This window comes from Ferrovibrio sp. GW821-FHT12D07, assembly GCF_058807275.1.
The window spans coordinates 665771-684059 of record NZ_JBXAQN010000001.1; the positions used below are offsets into that span (position 1 = coordinate 665771).

17 protein-coding genes are annotated in these 18289 nt (G+C 64.3%); 15 read left to right on the forward strand and 2 right to left on the reverse strand.

The genetic code is table 11. The features are described 5' to 3' along the window. Positions 1–19 precede the first annotated feature (19 nt). The 14 genes from AC1RRE_RS03475 to pnp all read left to right on the forward strand — a co-directional run bounded on the left by AC1RRE_RS03475 (position 20) and on the right by pnp (position 15615). Positions 20–901, forward strand: coding sequence for a hemolysin family protein (locus AC1RRE_RS03475; RefSeq protein WP_492979693.1), 882 nt, complete (start codon positions 20–22; stop codon positions 899–901). Positions 902–910: 9 nt separating this feature from the next. Continuing rightward, positions 911–2482: an apolipoprotein N-acyltransferase gene (gene lnt / locus AC1RRE_RS03480; RefSeq protein WP_492979694.1), complete on the forward strand. Its 1572-nt coding sequence runs from the start codon at positions 911–913 to the stop codon at positions 2480–2482. 68 nt (positions 2483–2550) lie between these two features. Then, positions 2551–3015, forward strand: a complete 465-nt coding sequence (locus tag AC1RRE_RS03485) for a helix-turn-helix domain-containing protein (protein ID WP_492979695.1) — start codon at positions 2551–2553, stop codon at positions 3013–3015. A 132-nt stretch (positions 3016–3147) separates the two neighbouring features. After that, a complete protein-coding gene (gene metK, locus AC1RRE_RS03490; RefSeq protein WP_492979696.1) occupies positions 3148–4362 on the forward strand; it encodes a methionine adenosyltransferase in 1215 nt (404 codons plus the stop codon). A gap of 3 nt (positions 4363–4365) precedes the next feature. Next, a complete protein-coding gene (gene trmB / locus AC1RRE_RS03495; RefSeq protein WP_492979697.1) occupies positions 4366–5085 on the forward strand; it encodes a tRNA (guanine(46)-N(7))-methyltransferase TrmB in 720 nt (239 codons plus the stop codon). 33 nt (positions 5086–5118) lie between these two features. Continuing rightward, positions 5119–5742 carry a hypothetical protein gene (locus tag AC1RRE_RS03500; protein ID WP_492979698.1) on the forward strand — a complete coding sequence of 208 codons (624 nt, stop codon included), beginning with the start codon at positions 5119–5121 and terminating at the stop codon, positions 5740–5742. Between the two features lie 236 nt (positions 5743–5978). Next, complete coding sequence (gene rimP, locus AC1RRE_RS03505) at positions 5979–6497, forward strand: ribosome maturation factor RimP (protein WP_492979699.1); 519 nt, start codon at positions 5979–5981, stop codon at positions 6495–6497. 44 nt (positions 6498–6541) lie between these two features. Continuing rightward, positions 6542–8068 (forward strand): transcription termination factor NusA, encoded by a 1527-nt coding sequence (nusA, locus tag AC1RRE_RS03510; RefSeq protein WP_492979700.1) that lies wholly within the window; start codon positions 6542–6544, stop codon positions 8066–8068. A gap of 35 nt (positions 8069–8103) precedes the next feature. Next, positions 8104–8541, forward strand: a complete 438-nt coding sequence (locus tag AC1RRE_RS03515) for a DUF448 domain-containing protein (protein WP_492979701.1) — start codon at positions 8104–8106, stop codon at positions 8539–8541. 73 nt (positions 8542–8614) lie between these two features. Then, on the forward strand, positions 8615–11503 hold the full coding sequence (gene infB / locus AC1RRE_RS03520; protein WP_492979702.1) for a translation initiation factor IF-2: 2889 nt from the start codon (positions 8615–8617) through the stop codon (positions 11501–11503). Positions 11504–11540: 37 nt separating this feature from the next. Then, positions 11541–11993 (forward strand): 30S ribosome-binding factor RbfA, encoded by a 453-nt coding sequence (gene rbfA / locus AC1RRE_RS03525; protein WP_492979703.1) that lies wholly within the window; start codon positions 11541–11543, stop codon positions 11991–11993. After that, positions 11990–12895, forward strand: a complete 906-nt coding sequence (truB, locus tag AC1RRE_RS03530) for a tRNA pseudouridine(55) synthase TruB (protein WP_492979704.1) — start codon at positions 11990–11992, stop codon at positions 12893–12895. Before rbfA ends, truB begins: the two co-directional genes overlap by 4 nt. Before the next feature lie 18 nt (positions 12896–12913). Then, positions 12914–13183, forward strand: a complete 270-nt coding sequence (gene rpsO, locus AC1RRE_RS03535) for a 30S ribosomal protein S15 (RefSeq protein WP_492979705.1) — start codon at positions 12914–12916, stop codon at positions 13181–13183. A 281-nt stretch (positions 13184–13464) separates the two neighbouring features. Further along, the gene (pnp, locus tag AC1RRE_RS03540) at positions 13465–15615 is read left to right on the forward strand and encodes a polyribonucleotide nucleotidyltransferase (RefSeq protein WP_492979706.1); all 2151 of its coding nucleotides are present in this window, start codon (positions 13465–13467) and stop codon (positions 15613–15615) included. A 57-nt stretch (positions 15616–15672) separates the two neighbouring features. On the opposite strand, the gene AC1RRE_RS03545 is transcribed toward pnp, so the two are convergent. Continuing rightward, positions 15673–16416, reverse strand: a complete 744-nt coding sequence (locus tag AC1RRE_RS03545; RefSeq protein WP_492979707.1) for a substrate-binding periplasmic protein — start codon at positions 16414–16416, stop codon at positions 15673–15675. Positions 16417–16634: 218 nt separating this feature from the next. On the opposite strand from AC1RRE_RS03545, the gene AC1RRE_RS03550 reads away from it, so the two are divergent. Then, positions 16635–17612: a hypothetical protein gene (locus AC1RRE_RS03550; protein WP_492979708.1), complete on the forward strand. Its 978-nt coding sequence runs from the start codon at positions 16635–16637 to the stop codon at positions 17610–17612. 10 nt (positions 17613–17622) lie between these two features. Here AC1RRE_RS03550 and AC1RRE_RS03555 read toward each other — a convergent pair whose 3' ends face one another. Further along, positions 17623–18057, reverse strand: a complete 435-nt coding sequence (locus tag AC1RRE_RS03555) for a PaaI family thioesterase (protein WP_492979709.1) — start codon at positions 18055–18057, stop codon at positions 17623–17625. Positions 18058–18289: the final 232 nt, after the last annotated feature.

An 18289-nucleotide genomic window follows, 5' to 3' on the forward strand; every position in this document is an offset into this window, starting at 1 on the left:
CGAAGCGGAAGCGCGCAGCATGAGCGAGACCCGTGAGCATGCCGGCAACGGCACGACATTCTGGCGCCGCCTGCTGACGCTGCTGCGTGGCCGCGATGAGTCCTTGCGCGAAAGTATCGAGGAGCTGCTCGAGGAACATGCCGAGGACAGCGCTACACCCGAGGAGACCGCCGAGCGCGCGCTGCTGCGCAACGTGCTGGAAGTGGGTGAACTGCGGGTAGGCGAAATCCGCGTGCCGCGCACCGATATCATCGCCGTATCGGCCGAGATCGAGTTCGAGAAGCTGTTGAAGACCCTCGTCGATGCCGAGCATTCGCGCCTGCCGGTCTATCGCGGTTCGCTGGACGATGTGATCGGCATGATCCATGTGAAAGACGTGCTGCCCTATCTCGCCGGCCGCAGCGGCTTTTCCATGGACAAGATTCTGCGCAAGCTGCTGGTGGTGCCGCCATCGAAGTCGGTACTCGAGCTGCTGCGCGAGATGCGCGACAATCGCACCCATATGGCCATCATCGTCGACGAATACGGTGGCGTGGACGGCCTGGTCACCATCGAGGATCTGGTCGAGCAGATCGTCGGCGAGATCGACGACGAGCATGACGAAAGCGTCGGCGCGATGCTGATCCAGCGCGCTGATGGCGTGCTGGAGGCTCATGGCCGTTGCCCGGTCGAGGATTTGGAAGAAAAGCTCGGTCGCCCGCTGCTTGATCCTGAAGAGGATGAAGAAGTCGACACCGTCGGCGGCCTCATCGTGTCGTATCTGGGCCGCGTGCCGCTGCGCGGTGAACTGGTCGAACATCCGGCCGGCCTCGCCTTCGAGGTGCTGGATGCCGATCCGCGCCGGGTCAAGCGCGTGCGCATCCGCGTGCAGGCGTCTGAATCCAGCGCCGATGCGGCCTGACCCACTGAAATGACGGCCCTGCTTGCGATGCCGGCCGCTCTGGCGGCCTTAAGCGGCTGGCGGCGCTATGCGCTCGCGCTGGCACTAGGCGTGGCGCTGGCCGGTGCACAGGCGCCGCTGTCGGTCTGGCCGCTGGCCTTCATCGCTTTTGCCGGCCTGCTGCTGATGATGGTGGGTGTCCGTGGTTGGCGCAGTACATTCACCGCCTTCGCCTTCGCCTACGGCTATTTTGTCGCAGGATTTTACTGGATCGGCATCGCTTTCTTCGTTGATGCCGAGAAATATGCATTGCTGCTGCCGGTGCCAGTGCTGGGTCTGCCGCTGTTGCTGGCACTGTTTCCGGCAACCGGCCTGTGGCTGGCGCATCGCGTGGCTGGTTATCGTCCTTCGCGCTTTATCCTGTTGGCGCCTTTTGGCTGGCTGGTCGCCGAATATCTGCGCAGTCATGTGCTGACTGGCTTTCCCTGGAATCTGGTCGGCGCCGTTTGGGGTGCATGGCCCTCGACCATGCAGCTTGCAGCCTTCATCGGTGAACAGGGTCTGGGCCTGCTCACTATGCTGGCGGCCAGCGGCCTGACGCTTGCGCTGCTGCCAGTGCTCCCTTCGCGCCGCCGTCTGATCGCCTCGCTACTGCCGGCGGGTTTTGCGCTGCTGCTCGGGCTGGGCTGCCTGCGTTTGCCGGCCGATGCCGTTGAAACCGTTCCCGATGTGCAGTTGCGCCTGGTGCAGCCCAGCGTGCCGCAGACAACAAAATGGCGCGACGACCTGCGCCAGCAGCATCTGCAGGAGCATGTCGCGCTCAGCCTGAAGCCGGCCGCCATTCCGCCCACGCACATCATCTGGCCGGAAACGGCATTGCCCTATCTGCTGGATGAGGAGGGTCCGCTGCGCGAGGGCCTGTCGCGTCTGCTGCCGGTCAAGTCCGGCGCGCTGATCACCGGTGCGCCGCGTCGCATGTTCGATGCCAAGGGCCAGATGGTGCTGTTTAACAGTGTCTTCGCCGTTGATGGCATGGGCACGCTTGCTGGCGTCTATGACAAGCTGCATCTGGTACCCTTTGGTGAATATCTGCCATTTCGCAGTATCCTGAAACCGCTGGGGCTCGATGCATTGGCCGCCGGCAGCATCGACTTCTCCCCAGGCTTTGCCGCATCGCCACTCGCTTTTCCCGGTTTACCGCCCGCGCGTGTGCTGGTCTGCTACGAGGCGATCTTCGCCGACGAAATCAGGGATGATGCATCGCCGCGGCCCGGCCTGCTGCTCAATGTCACCAATGATGGCTGGTTCGGCCGCTCGTCCGGTCCCTATCAACATCTTGCTTCCGCACGCTTTCGTGCCGTTGAACAGGGTCTGCCGCTGGTGCGTGCGGCCAACAATGGCATCAGTGCGATCGTCGATCCTTATGGTCGTGTAACGGCCAGTCTCGGTCTTGATGCAATTGGTACGGTTGATGGTGCGCTGCCCAAGGCGTTGTCGGACTATCCGCCTTACACGCGTATCGGCGACATACCTTTGCTCGCATTATCGATATTGCTTCTCATCTGTTGCTTTGTGGCGGAACGTCGCACCACAAGGCATTGACCGCAGCCATCGCGGCGGCCTTTAATCCGCCCTTCGTTTTTTGGTTTTGCGTGCGTGAGGGCAGTTCAGTGACGAAGAATTCCGTCGACGTCCATGTCGGCAATCGATTGAAGTTGCGTCGGACCATGGTCGGCATGAGTCAGGACAAACTCGGCCAGATGGTTGGCCTGACCTTCCAGCAGATTCAGAAATACGAAAAGGGCGCCAACCGCATCGGTGCCAGCCGGCTGTTCCAGTTCGCCACCATTCTCGACGTGCCGCCGGCCTATTTCTTCGATGGCCTGGAGGGCGTGCCGGTCGCCAACCGCGATGGCCGGGTGCTGTCTGCCGCCGTGCCAGCCGACAGTCCGGCCGCGTCCTTCAGCCGCGAGGATGTCGAATTGCTCCGTGCCTTCCATGGCCTGCGCCAGCCCGGTCTGCGCCGCCGCATCATCGAACTCGTCTGGGCCATGGGTGGGAATGAGGTCGGAGAGTCACCGGAACTGGCTGTGGAACCGGCAGAAGCCCCCATTCGGTCACGCCATTCTGCTTGACCCCCGGGTCAGGCTCTGCGAAATAACCGGACTTTTCCCGTTTTCCAATCCCGGCGTGCGCCAAACGCCGGTGCGGGGGCGGGCTGACAAAAAGCCTGGGGCCGGTTGGCGCGGCCTTTGAGGAGATAACACGTGGCGCGTTCTTCCTATCTGTTCACCAGTGAATCGGTGTCTGAAGGTCATCCCGACAAGGTCTGCGACCAGATCTCTGACGGTGTGCTGGATCTCTTCCTCAAGGAAGATCCTTATGCCCGCGTCGCTTGCGAAACCCTGGCGACCACCAACCGCGTCGTCATCGCCGGCGAAGTGCGCGGCCCGAAGAGCCTGGTGTCGAAGTCGGGCGCCGTGAACAAGAAGAAGATCGAAGAGGTGGCGCGCGCCACCATCAAGAAGATCGGCTACGAGCAGAAGGGCTTCCACTGGAAGACCGCCAAGGTCGAGGTGCTGCTGCACGGTCAGTCTGCTGACATCGCCGTCGGCGTCGATGCCGCCGGCAATAAGGATGAAGGCGCGGGCGACCAGGGCATCATGTTCGGTTACGCCACCAACGAGACGCCGGAACTGATGCCGGCGCCGCTGCAGCTGTCGCAGAACATCCTCTCGGCGCTGGCCGCCGTCCGTCACAGCGGCAAGGAGCCGCTGCTTGGCCCCGACGCCAAGAGCCAGGTCACGCTGCTCTACAAGAACGGCAAGCCGACCGGCGCCACCGCCATCGTCGTCTCGACCCAGCATGCGCTGAAGGACAAGAAGGGCCGCGTTCTGGAAAGTGGCGACATCAAGCGCATCGTGAAGCCTTACGTGCAGAAGGTCATGCCGAAGGGCTGGATGTGCGATGACGAGCATTTTTATGTGAACCCGACCGGCCGCTTCGTCATCGGCGGTCCGGACGGCGATTGCGGCCTCACCGGCCGCAAGATCATCGTCGACACTTACGGCGGCGCGGCCCCGCATGGCGGCGGCGCTTTCTCGGGCAAGGACCCGACCAAGGTTGACCGTTCGGCGGCTTACGTTTCGCGCTATCTGGCGAAGAACGTTGTCGCGGCCGGCCTGGCCGACAAGTGCCTGATCCAGCTGTCCTATGCCATTGGCGTCGCTTATCCGCTGTCGGTCTATGTCGATACTTACGGCACCGGCAAGGCCGACGAGAACAAGATCGCCAAGATCCTGCAGGAGCTGGTAAAGCTCAGCCCGCGCGGCATCCGCGAGCATCTGAAGCTTAACCGTCCGATCTACGCCCGCACTGCTGCCTACGGCCATTTCGGCCGCAAGCCGGAAAAGGACGGCGGCTTCTCGTGGGAGAAGACCGATCTGGTCAAGGACCTGAAGTCGGCCTTCAACGTCCGCTAATACGTGTCTGACGACGAGTCCGCGGCCGCGCCGCGACGCCTGATCTTCGGGCGTCGGCGCGGCCGCAAACTTTCCCCCACCCGCGAAAACCGTTTCGGCGACTGGCTGCCGCGCGTGTCGATCACGCTGCCGAAGCCCGGCGCAGTGCTCGATCCCGCATCGCTGTTCTCGACGCCGAAGCAGGCCTACTGGGTCGAGATCGGCTTCGGCGACGGCGGGCATCTGTTCGCGCTGTCGCAGCAGCATCCCGATGTTGGTTTCATCGGCATCGAACCCTACGAGCATGGCGTGGCCAAGCTGGTGATGCGCATCGCCGAACGTCATGAGGGCGGTGATGTCCGCGACAACGTTCGTATCCTGACCGATGATGCACGCCTGCTGCTCAAGGCGCTGCCCGACAACAGCGTGGCGCGCGGCTTCACGCTGTTTCCCGATCCCTGGCCGAAGAAGCGCCATCAATGGCGCCGCATCGTCAACGCCGACACGCTGGCCGACTGGTCGCGGTTGATTCCGGCGGGCGGTGAACTTCGCGTCGCCACCGACGTTCCCGATTACCAGCGCTGGATGCTGCGCCATATCCTGGCCGAACCGCGGTTCGACTGGCAGGCGGAGAGCAGCGCCGACTGGCTGACGCGGCCCGCTGACTGGCCGCCCAGCAAGTACGAGCAGAAAGCCATCACGGCCGGGCGCACGCCGCATTACTATCGTTTGCGCCGGGTCTGAGTTTTTCCTTCCTCCCCGAGAGGACGCGCGCCGATGTCGTTTCGCCTGTTTGCCGCTGCGGCCATGGCCGCCATCGCCGCCACGCTCGGGCTGATGGTTTTTCGCGTCTTTTCCATCGCCCTGATGCCGATCGATCCGGCTGAAACTGATGCCCTGCTGTTACACCATCTGGGGCTGGGCCTGGCTGGCAGCCTGCTGATGCTGCCCCTGCTGCTGAAAGCCGATGGCGGTTTCCGTCAGGGTCTGAGGCTTGGCGGAGGTATTTTCCTTGTTTTCTGCCTTTTTCCATGGCTGGCGCAGCCTGGGACCCATCCCGGCCATGTGCCGGCCGGCCTCGGACTTTGGCTGTTTTCCGTGGCTGCCAGCATGGCTGGCCTGTGGCTGTTCCGGCGCGGCGACTGGCAGCGCCGCCTGGCCGGCCTGGTGCTGCTGATCCTGCCGCTGCTGCTGGGCTATGTGCTGGCCGACCGGCCCGACGTCCTGACCACGCCCGGTTTCGGTGAGGCGCGGGACCCAGACATTGCGGTCTGGCGTGACCTTGCCCTCAATCTGCTGTTCTGGCTGCTGCTGGGGGCTGGATCGTCGCTGGCGGTCCGCCGAGTCCTGGTCCGCAAAGTTGCTTCCAGAGCCGGAACCGAGACCGAAACCGGCACCTGAAAACCGGCGTTCCGGCAGGCCCGTAAACGGGCCGAAAAGCCTTGCATTGGTGGAATTTGCCGCTATAACAGCCTCCGACATTGCTGGCCTGGTCCATGGTCGGATCGGGAAGGGGACATGGGCCAGCCGGCCCATTTTTTGTTTCTACGGGGTCAGCCGGATTTCCCGGCCCCGACCAGCCAGGCTGACCGCCCGCAGAAACGCTTTTTCGACGCCTTAAAGGACATTGCGCGGGCATGGATGCTGCGACCCGGATTGCCGACCTGATTGCGCCCACGCTTGAAGCGATGGGCTTCCAGCTCGTGCGGGTCAAGCTGATGGGCACCGAGCGTCCCGTGCTGCAGATCATGTTCGAGCGCGACACTGGCGGCGCGCCCCATGACGGCGGCGTCACGGTCGACGACTGCGCCGATGTCAGCCGCGGCGTCAGTGCCGTGCTGGACGTGGAAGATCCGATCGCCAGCGCCTATCGGCTGGAGGTGTCGTCGCCTGGCATCGACCGCCCGCTGACCAAGGCGGCCGACTATGAGCGGTTCAAGGGCTTTGCTGCCAAGGTCGAGCTCGGCCGTCCGCTGGATGGCCGCAAGCGCTTTGCTGGCCGTATCGGCGGCCTGGCTGGCGATACGGTGGTGCTGAAGGACGAAGAGAAGGGCAACGAGGCGCGTCTGCCCGTGGCCGAGATCACCAGCGCCAAGCTTATTGTCACCGACGACCTCATCGCTGCGGCGATGGCGGCTCGCCCGGTGGCGAACTGAAATTTTTGAGTCTGTGACCAGGTAAGGGTTCGAGGAACACGACAATGGAAACGGTGACCAGTTTCAACCGGATCGAGCTGCTGCAAGTGGCCGATGCCGTGGCCCGCGAGAAAGCCATCGAGCGCGATGTTGTGCTCATGGCCATGGAAGATGCGATCCAGAAGGCGGCGCGCTCGCGCTACGGCCTGGAAAACGACATTCATGCCGAGATCGACCGCAAGAGCGGCGAGATTCGTCTCGAGCGTCATCTGCAGGTCGTCGAGAAGGTCGAGAACGACGCCATCGAGATCGGCCTGGTGGAAGCGCAGCGCCGCAATCCGGACGCCCAGTCGGGCGACGTGATTGCCGAGCCGCTGCCGCCGATCGATTTCGGCCGCATCGCCGCACAGACCGCCAAGCAGGTGATCGTGCAGAAGGTGCGTGAAGCTGAGCGTGAGCGTCAGTACAACGAATACAAGGACCGCATCGGCGAGATCGTGAACGGTCTGGTCAAGCGCGTCGAATACGGCAACGTCACCATCGACCTGGGCCGCGCCGAAGCGATCCTGCGTCGCGACGAACTGCTGCCGCGCGAGACTTTCCGCCAGGGTGATCGTGCCCGCGCCTACATCTACGACGTCCGTCGCGAACCGCGCGGCCCGCAGATTTTCCTGTCGCGGTCGCATCCGCAGCTGATGGCCAAGCTGTTTGCCCAGGAAGTGCCGGAAGTCTATGACGGCATCATCGAGATCCGCGCCGTCGCCCGCGACCCGGGCAGCCGCGCCAAGATCGCCGTCTTCTCCAACGACACCTCGATCGATCCGGTTGGCGCCTGCGTCGGCATGCGCGGCAGCCGCGTCCAGGCGGTGGTCAACGAGCTGCAGGGCGAGAAGATCGACATCATCAAGTGGTCGCCCGATCCGGCCACCTTCATCGTCAACGCGCTGGCCCCGGCCGAAGTGGCCAAGGTCGTGCTCGATGAAGAAGCCAATTCGGTTGAAGTCGTGGTCCCGACCGACCAGCTGTCGCTGGCGATTGGCCGCCGTGGCCAGAACGTGCGCCTGGCCTCGCAGCTCACCGGCTACGACATCGACATCCTGACCGAGGAAGAAGAGAGCGAGCGCCGCCAGAAGGAATTCCGCGAGCGCAGCCAGCTCTTCATTGATGCGCTGGATGTCGACGAGACCCTGGCCCAGCTGCTGGTCACCGAAGGCTTCACCAAGGTCGAGGAACTCGCCTATCTGCCGGTGGAAGAACTGGCCGAAATCGAGGGCTTCGATGGCGACATCGCCCACGAGCTGCACGAGCGTTCGGTCGAGTATCTCGACAAGCGTAACAGCGAGATGGAAGAGAAGCGCAAGGCGCTCGGCGTCACCGACGAAGTCGCCGCGATCGAAGGCCTGACCCCGCCGATGCTGGTTGCCCTGGGCGAGAAGGGCGTGAAGACGCTCGACGACCTCGGCGATCTGGCCGGCGACGAACTGCAGGAAATCGTCGGCGAAGGCATGTCGAACGAAGATGCGAACACCATCATCATGGCGGCGCGTCAGCATTGGTTCGACGGCGAGGAGACTGCGGGCGACAAGGCGTAAGCCTGTCACCCGGTGAATTGAAGGCTGTCGAAGCCATGCCGCGGCGCCGTTGTTTGTTGACCGGCCTGCGCGCGGATGAAGACAGCTTGCTGCGCTTCGCCATTGATGTGGCGGGTGCGGTGACGCCGGATCCGGCGCATCGGCTGGGTGGCCGCGGGCTTTGGCTCGCACCGGCCAGGGATGCGGTGGCGACGGCAGCGGCCAAGGGCATGTTTGCCCGGGCGGCGAAACGCAAGCTGCAGGTGCCGGTCGATCTGGCGGCCCGCAGCCTGGAAGCCTGGACAGCGCATGCCGCTGCCCAGGTGGCGAAGGCCCGGCGTGCCGGGTTGGTGGTGACTGACGCGGATGCGGATGACGCGGTGTTGTCCGTCGATGCGGCGGTTCTGGGTTGCGGGCGGCTGGCGCTGAAGCGTACGCCGTTCGGAATGCGGGCGGCGGCCGATGTGGCGCTGCTGACTCGACTGGTTGTTTAAGGTCCACCCGGGCCATAGGTAATGCATCGCGAGATGCGTTTTTTGTTTTTTGCGGTAGGCGGAAGCGGACTGTATGAGCGACGTGAACGAGCAGGACAAGGACAAGGCAGCGGCAAAGCCCAAGCGGCTTGAGCTGAAGAAGACGGTTGAGACCGGTCAGGTCCGCCAGAGCTTCAGCCATGGACGCACCAAGGCGGTGACGGTGGAAGTGCGCAAGAAGCGCACCATCGTTCCCCCGGGTTCGGCTGCTGCCAAGGCTGAAGCGGCTCCGGCCGCAGCGGCCGCGCCTGCTGTTGCGCCCGCTGCGACGCCGGCAACCAAGACCGCTGCGCCCAGCGTGCATGTGCCCTCGCGCGCCGAGATCATCGCCGAACATGATGCCGCTCAGGCAGCCAAGGCTGCTGAAGAGGCGGCTGTCGCCGCTGCAGCCCGCGCCGCTGAACCGGCGCCCGCGCCCAAGGCCGCCGCTCCCGCCGGGACCACACCGGCTGCTGCGCCGACCGCCCGCATTGTCGACCCGTCCCGCACCGGCCCGCGCATGACCGCGCAGCCGACCGGCGATTCTCGTCCCAATGCCCGCACCGAACGCGCCGAGCGCGGCGTGGATCGCACCGAGCGCCCTGGCGCCGCTGCGCGTCCGCAGCGCACCTCGGGCATGGTGCTCAAGCCGATGTCGGATGAGGAGAAGCAGGCCCGCGCCCGCAACGATGATCTCCGCAGCCGTGTGGGTGAAATGCGCCGCGTCGCCGAAGAAGGTATGCGACGCCGCATGGACGACCAGTCCAAGATTCACGCCGAGCGTGAAGCGGCGCTGCGTCGCCAGGCCGATGAAGATGCCCGCAAGAAGGCCGAAGACGATGCCCGCAAGAAGGCCGAGGCTGAAGCGGCCCGTCGCCTTGCTTCGCCCGAGACCACTGGCACCGAAGCCGCGCCCGGCGCAGCAGCGCCGACCGGCGTGCGTCCGGCCATGGACGAGGAAGAGGATGCCGGCGCGAAGCGCCGCACCGGTCCGGGTGGCACCAAGATCGTGCCGGCCAAGCCGGCCACGCTGCGTCCGAAGGACGGCGGCGAGCGCCGCACCGGCAAACTGAGTGTCACCAAGGCTCTCGATGACAACGAGCGTGTGCGTTCGGTGGCGAGTTTCCGCCGCCGCATCGAACGCGAGAAGCGCGCCCATGGCCAGGCCGCCATGGAGCAGCAGAAGATTTTGCGTGACGTCATTATTCCTGAAACGATTACGGTGCAGGAGCTGGCCAACCGTATGGCCGAACGTGGTGTCGACGTCGTCAAGGCGCTGATGAAGATGGGCGTGATGGCGACCATCAACCAGACCCTCGATGCCGATACGGCCGAGCTGATCGTCAGCGAATTCGGTCACCGCGTGCAGCGCGTGGCGGAATCCGACATCGAGCTGGGTCTGGGCGGCGAGAAGGACGAGGATGCAGTGATGCAGTCGCGTCCTCCGGTCGTCACCGTCATGGGCCACGTCGATCACGGCAAGACCTCGCTGCTGGATGCGCTGCGCGCGACCGATGTGGTCAGCGGCGAAGCCGGCGGCATCACCCAGCATATCGGTGCCTATCAGGTGCATATGAAGTCGGGCAAGGCGATCACCTTCCTCGATACACCTGGCCATGAAGCCTTCACGCAGATGCGCGCCCGCGGCGCCAAGGTCACCGACATCGTCGTGCTGGTGGTTGCTGCCGACGACAGCGTGATGCCGCAGACGGTGGAAGCCATCCACCATGCCAAGGCCGCCGGCGTGCCGATCGTGATTGCGATCAACAAGTGCGACAAGCCGGCTGCCAATCCGCAGAAGGTGCGGCAGGAACTGCTGCAGCATGAAATCGTCGTGGAACAGATGGGCGGCGAGGTGCAGTCCATCGAAGTGTCAGCCAAGACCAAGATGGGTCTCGACACGCTGGAAGAAGCCATCCTGCTGCAGGCTGAAATCCTCGACCTCAAGGCCAATCCGGACCGCAAGGCGGAAGGCGTGGTGGTTGAAGCCAAGCTGGAGCGCGGCCGTGGTTCGGTTGCCACCGTGCTGGTCGCGCGCGGCACGCTGCATGTCGGCGATGTCTTCGTGGCCGGCAGTGCCTGGGGCCGTGTGCGCGCCCTGATCGATGATCACGGCAAGAACGTCGTCTCGGCCGGTCCGGCCGTCCCGGTCGAAGTGCTGGGCCTGCAGGGCAACCCGGAAGCCGGCGATGAATTCGTCGTCGTCGAGAACGAGGCGCGCGCCCGTGAGGTCGCCGAGTTCCGCGAGCGCAAGCAGCGCGCGGCCCGTTCCGCCATCTCGGCCCGTGGTTCGCTGGAGCAGATGTTCTCCAAGATCCAGGCCGGCGAAGCCAAGGAACTGCCGATCGTCATCAAGACCGACGTGCAGGGCTCGCTCGAAGCGATCCAGGCCGCCGTCAACAAGCTCGGCACCGAGGAAGTGGTTGTCCGCTTCCTGCATGGCGCCATCGGCGGCATCAACGAGTCCGACATCTCGCTGGCCGGCGCCTCAAAGGGCGCGGTCATCGGCTTCAACGTGCGTGCGTCCAAGCAGGCGCGCGAACTGGCCGAGCGCGAAGGCGTCGACATCCGCTACTACTCGATCATCTATAACCTGATCGATGACCTGAAGGCGCTGCTGTCGGGTATGCTGGCTCCGACCATCCGCGAACGCTTCCTCGGTTATGCCGAAATCCGCGAGGTGTTCAACATCTCGAAGATCGGCAAGATCGCGGGTTGCATGGTTACCGAAGGTCTGGTCAAGCGCGGCGCCAAGGTGCGCCTGCTGCGCGACAACGTGGTCATCCACGAAGGCGCGCTCTCGACCCTCAAGCGCTTCAAGGACGATGCGCGCGAGGTCAAGCAGGGCATGGATTGCGGTATGTCGTTCGAGAATTACAACGACATCCAGGTCGGCGATGTGATCGAGTGCTTCGAACTCGAGAGCGTGGCGCGCGAGCTCTAAGCCCGCGCGTCCGTCTCTGTTTCGGGGAGAATCTGTCATGGCGCAGCGTAAAAGCGGTGGCGGTAAAGGCAGCAGCCGGGGCGATTTGCCCGGCGGCCGCAGCCAGCGTCAGCTGCGCGTCGGCGAGGAACTGCGCCATATCCTGTCGGACGTGCTGCGCAACGGCCATTTCCGCGATCCCGATCTGGTCGATCTCGTCGTCACCGTCACTGAAGTGCGCGTCAGTCCCGATCTGAAGGCGGCCACCGCTTTCGTCATGCCGCTGGCCGGCAAAGACGCGCCCAAGATTATTGCCGGGCTCAATCGCGCCACTGCCTATATCCGCACCGAGGCCGTGAAGCAGGTCAACCTGCGCGTCGCGCCGCAATTCTCCTTCAAGCTGGATCACAGCTTCGACGAGGCCGCCCGCGTCACCAAGCTGCTGCAGGGACCGGCCGTGCGTGCCGATCTCGACAAGCCTGCGGATTCTCCCGCGGATTCCGAGGAATGAAGAAAAGAGGCCGCCCGATCCATGGCTGGGTGATCGTCGACAAGCCGCTGGGGCTCACCTCGACGCAATGCCTAGCGAAAGTCCGCCGTCTCACCGATGCCGCCAAGGCCGGCCATGGCGGCACACTCGATCCCCTGGCCAGCGGCGTGCTGCCGATTGCTTTGGGCGAGGCCACCAAGACCGTCAACTGGGTGATGACCGCAGGCAAGACCTATCGCTTCACCGTGCGCTGGGGCCAGGGCACCGAAACCGACGATGCCGAAGGTCCGGTCATCCAGCAGTCCGACATCCGGCCCGACCGCGCCGCCATCCTGGCCATGCTGCCGGGTTTCACCGGCGAGATCATGCAGCGCCCGCCGCCCTATTCCGCCATCAAGGTCGACGGCCAGCGCGCCTATGACCTGGCCAGGAAGGGTGAGGCGCCCGAGTTGCCGGCCCGTCCGATCCGCATCGACGCGCTGCGTCTGGTCGACTGTCCCGATGCCGATCATGCGGTCTTCGAGGTGGATTGCGGCAAGGGTGCCTATGTACGGGCGTTGGGCCGGGATTTCGCTTTATCTTTAGGGACTTACGGGCATATCACGGCCCTGCGGCGCACCCGGGTCGGGCGCTATGAGGAAAAGGCGGCCTTTTCGCTGGATTCACTGGAGGAACTATGCCAAAAGGACGCCGCGCACGCGTATCTGCTGCCGATTGAAACCGCGCTGGACGACATCCCGGCCCTGGTTCTGACCGGCCCGCAGGCTGACCGCCTCAGACACGGACAGCCTATCAAGATCGCGCTCACGGCCCCCGGACTCCCGCCGGAAGGCGAACTTCTGGCCATGGCAGACGGCAAGCCCGTTGGTCTGGTCGAACGTCTCGCCGACGACGTCCGCCCGTTGCGTTTGTTCAACCTATGATGTCGCGGAGTTAAGACCATGACGATCACTGCCGAGCGCAAGACCGTAGTTGTTTCGGAATTCGCCACCAAGAAAGGCGACACCGGTTCGCCGGACGTCCAGGTGGCCCTGCTCACCGAGCGCATCAACAACCTCTCTGAGCATTTCAAGACCCACAAGAAAGACGTGCATTCGCGTCGCGGCCTGCTGATGATGGTCAGCAAGCGTCGCAGCCTGCTCGACTATCTGAAGCGGACCGACACGCCCCGCTACGACGCGCTGATTCAGCGCCTGGGTCTCCGCAAGTAATAGATTATGGCCGCTGCCGCGAAGCGAATCGCCAGCAGCCGTATTCCGGATACGATGAACCACGCCCGCTCCCGGATCGCCGGGGCGGGCGTTGTCATTTCATCGTAGGCCGGACCCATGGCCGGTGGCATCGGGATGGACTCGATGCGCCGGTTTGCCGCGTGCGACTGAACTGAATTCAGTTGTGCCGGCCGGGCGGGAGGCGATGGGCGCCGTCCCGCCAGGTGCCTAGGTCAGGGACAGTCCGAAGGACCGAGGGCGCCGAGGAAGGAAGAAAAGACATGTTCAATATCCACAAGACCGAACTGATGTGGGGCGGACGCAAGCTCACCATCGAGACCGGCAAGATTGCCCGTCAGGCCGATGGCGCCGTGATGGTCACCTATGGCGACACCATCGTGCTCTGCACCGCGGTTGCTGCGAAGTCCCCCAAGCCGGGCGTCGACTTTTTCCCGCTCACCGTGAACTACCAGGAAAAGACCTTTGCCGCCGGCAAGATCCCCGGTGGTTTCTTCAAGCGTGAAGGTCGTCCGACCGAGAAGGAGACGCTGACCTCGCGTCTGATCGATCGTCCGATCCGTCCGCTGTTCGCCGACGGCTTCCGCAACGAGACCCAGGTCGTCGCTACCGTGCTGTCGCACGATCTGGAAAACGATCCCGATATCGTCGCCCTGGTCGGCGCCTCTGCCGCACTCACCATCTCGGGCATTCCCTTCATGGGTCCGATCGGTGCCGCCCGCGTCGCCTATATCAACGGCGAATACGTGCTGAACCCAACCAAGACCCAGCTCAACGAAGAGGGCAACAAGCTCGACCTGGTCGTCGCCGGCACCGCCGACGCCGTGCTGATGGTTGAGTCGGAAGCCCAGCAGCTGCCGGAAGACGTGATGCTCGGTGCCGTGATGTTCGGTCACAAGGGCTTCCAGCCGGTGATTGAAGCCATCATCGGCCTGGCTGAACGCGCGGCCAAGGATGCGATGCCGCTGCAGGCCCGTACCGGTTACGAGACCGCCTTCAAGAAGCTGCAGGATTCGGGCATCGAAGCCGAACTGCGCAAGGCTTATGAAGAGAAGGTCAAGCAGGCCCGCTACGCCAAGGTCGGTGAAGTGAAGGCCAAGGCCAAGGCGCTGTTCGCCGAGGGCGAAGCCAACCCGGTCGACGTTTCCGATGCCTTCAAGCATCTGGAAGCCCAGGTCGTGCGCTTCAACATCCTCGACACCGGCCTGCGCATCGACGGCCGCGACACCAAGACTGTCCGTCCGATTGTGTCGGAAGTCGGCGTGCTGCCGCGCGCCCATGGCGCCGCGCTGTTCACCCGTGGCGAGACCCAGGCACTGGTTGTCACCACGCTGGGCACCGGCACCGACGAGCAGATCATCGACGCGCTGGACGGCGAATACCGCGAAGCCTTCATGCTGCACTACAACTTCCCTCCCTACTCGGTCGGTGAAGCCGGTCGCATGGGTTCGCCGGGCCGCCGCGAAATCGGCCATGGCAAGCTGGCCTGGCGTGCGGTTCGCCCGCTGCTGCCGGCGAAGGAAGCCTTCCCCTACACCATCCGCGTTGTCTCGGAGATCACCGAGTCGAACGGCTCCTCCTCGATGGCCACCGTCTGCGGCACCTCGCTGGCGCTGATGGATGCCGGCGTTCCGCTGACCGCTCCGGTCGCCGGCATCGCCATGGGCCTGATCCTGGAAGACAAGCGCTTTGCCGTGCTGTCCGACATTCTGGGTGACGAAGATCACCTCGGCGACATGGACTTCAAGGTGGCTGGTACTGAAGCGGGCGTCACCGCCCTGCAGATGGACATCAAGATCGCCGGCATCACCGAAGAGATCATGAAGGTGGCGCTGGAGCAGGCCAAGCATGGCCGCGTCCACATCCTGGGCGAGATGGCCAAGGCAATGTCGCAGAACCGCAGCGGGGTGAAGGAAAACGCGCCGCGCATCACCACCATCACCGTGCCGAAGGACAAGATCCGTGAAGTGATCGGTTCGGGTGGCAAGGTGATCCGCGAGATCGTGGAAAAGACCGGCACCAAGATCGACATCGAGGATGATGGCACGATCAAGATCGCCTCGTCGGATCCGGCTGCTTCGGATGCCGCGATCCAGTGGATCAAGTCGATTGTCTCGGAGCCCGAGGTCGGCATGATCTACAAGGGCAAGGTTGTGAAGCTGGTCGACTTCGGTGCCTTCATCAACTTCTTCGGCAGCCGCGACGGCCTCGTGCATGTCTCGGAAATGGCGCCCAAGCGCGTCAACAAGCCGAGCGATGTGGTGTCGGAAGGCCAGGAAGTGCGCGTCAAGGTGCTCGGCATCGACGAGCGCGGCAAGGTGCGCCTGTCCATGAAGGTGGTCGACCAGGCCACCGGCGAGGACCTGTCGAACAAGCCGCGCGGCGACGACGCCGAAGCTGCCCAGGCTGAATAAGCCTTACGACAATCAGACACGGAAAAGGCCGGGAGCGATCCCGGCCTTTTTTATTAGCTACGACGGACTTTCCAGCGGCGCGATGATGCGCTTATAGCGGCCGTCAGAGCGCAGCGCGCGATAGGCGGTGCGCAATCGCGCTACCGTCTCGCCCGGCAGGTTGGCGGATGCCGCGATCCAGAAGGGCAGCACCGCAAAGGTTTCGCCGTCCTGCAGGTCAGCCGGATCGAATTCCAGCATCTTCCAGGTGGTGCGGGCCACCGTGCGCGGCGCGAACCAGCCATCGACGCGGCCGGCGCGCAGCAGGCGGGCGATGTCGGTCTCGTTGTTGCTGGGTTCGATATCGGTGATGCCGAAGGATTGCAGCATGGTCTGCAGCTCCGAGCCGCGCATGACGTTGATGCGGCCGATCCGGTGCGCCGTCTCCAGGGTGTTCACTACGGGCGAGCCTTTGCGGGTCAGGAACACGGCGCGGTCGCTATACACCTCGCCGATCCAGATGTATTTGGTCTCGCGCGGTGGCGTGCGCAGCAGGGCGGGATAGAGCACGCCACCCTGGTCCAGCGCCATGATGGCGCGCTGGAAGGGCAGGATGCGCACGGTCGGGTCGATGCCGGCGGCGGGTGCGATCTGCTTCAGGATTTCGACGGCGGGGCCGGTCCCGAAGCCGTCGCGGTCGACCACGTAGGGCGGCCGGGCGGCACTGATGATCTGGATTCCGGAACTCTGGATCGGCTGCGGATCAGCACCCGTCGCAGCCGTCTGTGCGGAAACCGGCCCAGCCACAGACAGGCCGGTCACAGACAGGCCGGCCAGGATGACGAGCGCCCCCGCATGCCTCTTGAGCCCTTTTGGGGGCACAGTGTTTCCTTCCCGCAAAACCGGGGCCAGCTTACGACAAGTCCTATTCTGGTCACGGATTTTTTTGGTTTTGAGGCGTCCTCGCCATTGCGCCGCCCGATTCCTGCCGCTTTTCTGCGTTCATGTTGTAATAGGTGATTCTGCATGGAGCTGACCCCATGAAGACCCCGTCTTCCGGCTTTCTGACCCGACCCATTGCCGCCCTGCTGCTGAGTGCTGCCGTCCTGGCCGCGCCCGGTTTTGCCTATGCGCAGATGCTGGCGCAGACCCCGGCGGGTGACCAGACCGGGCAGGCCGCTGACGGCACCGAGGATATGGCCGACGGTGCCACCATCGTGCGCGGCCGCTATACCGCGGGCGAGACCAAGGCCGACTGGGAGGCCGCCGTGCAGAAGGGCAAGCCCGAGCGCATCGCCGAATGGCGCGACTACGGCCAGAACGGCAATGCCAATGTGATCTTCTCTTTCCATAACGGCGACCTCATGCATTACGGCGAGCATGGCCAGCGTCGCGGCGGCCAGGCCGGCTCGATGGATGGCATGCGCAAGGTCGAGCTCAGCCTCTCCTTTGCCAATGGCAAGTATACCGGCGGCAAGAAGACCATCGACGGCATCGAGACCGAACCGACCGAGGCCGAGATTCGTGGTGCCAATGTGCAGGCCGTCGCCGCGCTGGAACGTCTGGCCGGCTCGAAATCCGCCTGGCAGGAAACCCGTGGCGCCGGCTTCTCGATGAATTCGCTTCCGCAGCCCGCACCGGCGACGCCGGAAGCGCGCAAGCTGGCGGGTGAGGGCGGCGAGATCGTCTTCCGCTGCTCCGATACGCTGCATGCCGTGCTCGGCTCGGCGCAGGACCGCCTGGTGGTGGAAACCGCCGGCCGCGATCCGGTGGTGCTGCAGCGCCAGCAGCCCGGCGCGCGCTTTGATTATTTCGGTGCCGGCTGGGGCGCGGAACGCAGCGGCGAGGAACTCCGCCTGCAGGATGCCGGCGGGCGCGGCCAGCTCTGCCGCATCGTCTCCGCCGGGGCGCCACCCGACTCGGTGCCGCCAGCGGCGCGTCAGCAGCAGCCGGCCCAGCAGTCAGGTGCGCCGATGGAGCCGCTGCCGGCGATGACCATTCCGGCCACGCGCAACTAACCGGTCGACACTAGTCCCTCTTCTCGGGGACGCTGAACACGGCACTGGCCTTGCAGGCTACCGTTTCTCCGATTCGCAATTCCATATTCACGGTGATGTAGCGGCCTTCGCGCGTGATGCTGGCGAGATGGCCCTCCAGCCAGGCACCCATCGGCGCCGGCCGCTTGTATTCCATGCTCATCCGCGCCGTCCACATCACCACCGCGGGATCGCGATGGTGCACGAAGGCGGCCATGAAGGTATCGGCGAGCGTGGCGAGGAAGCCGCCATGGCCGGTGCCATGCCGGTTGGCATGCTTGGGCCGTACATGCAGGCCATAGACCGGATCGGCTCCGTTGCCGGGATCACGGACATACACCTTGCCGAGGCTGCGGAAGAAGGGCGAGACCGGTGGATGCGCGACGAAACCGGGCGGCACCGGAGCGGGCTTGGAACGACGGGTCATGAAAAATGTGATGGCCCATGCAGGCGCCGAAGGCAAGCCATGCAGCCCAGGCAAAGGTATTGGGCAAAAAAGAAGAGGGCGATCTGGGGGGAGATCGCCCTCTAGGGGGTATTCATTGGGGGAGGAAATAGGAAAACGAAGCGACTCTGCAAAATCTCTCCGTATCCCCGAACCAGCGCGACTCTGCAAAACCACGCCGCTTCATGATCCCTATATAGGCCGCTTCCGCCCA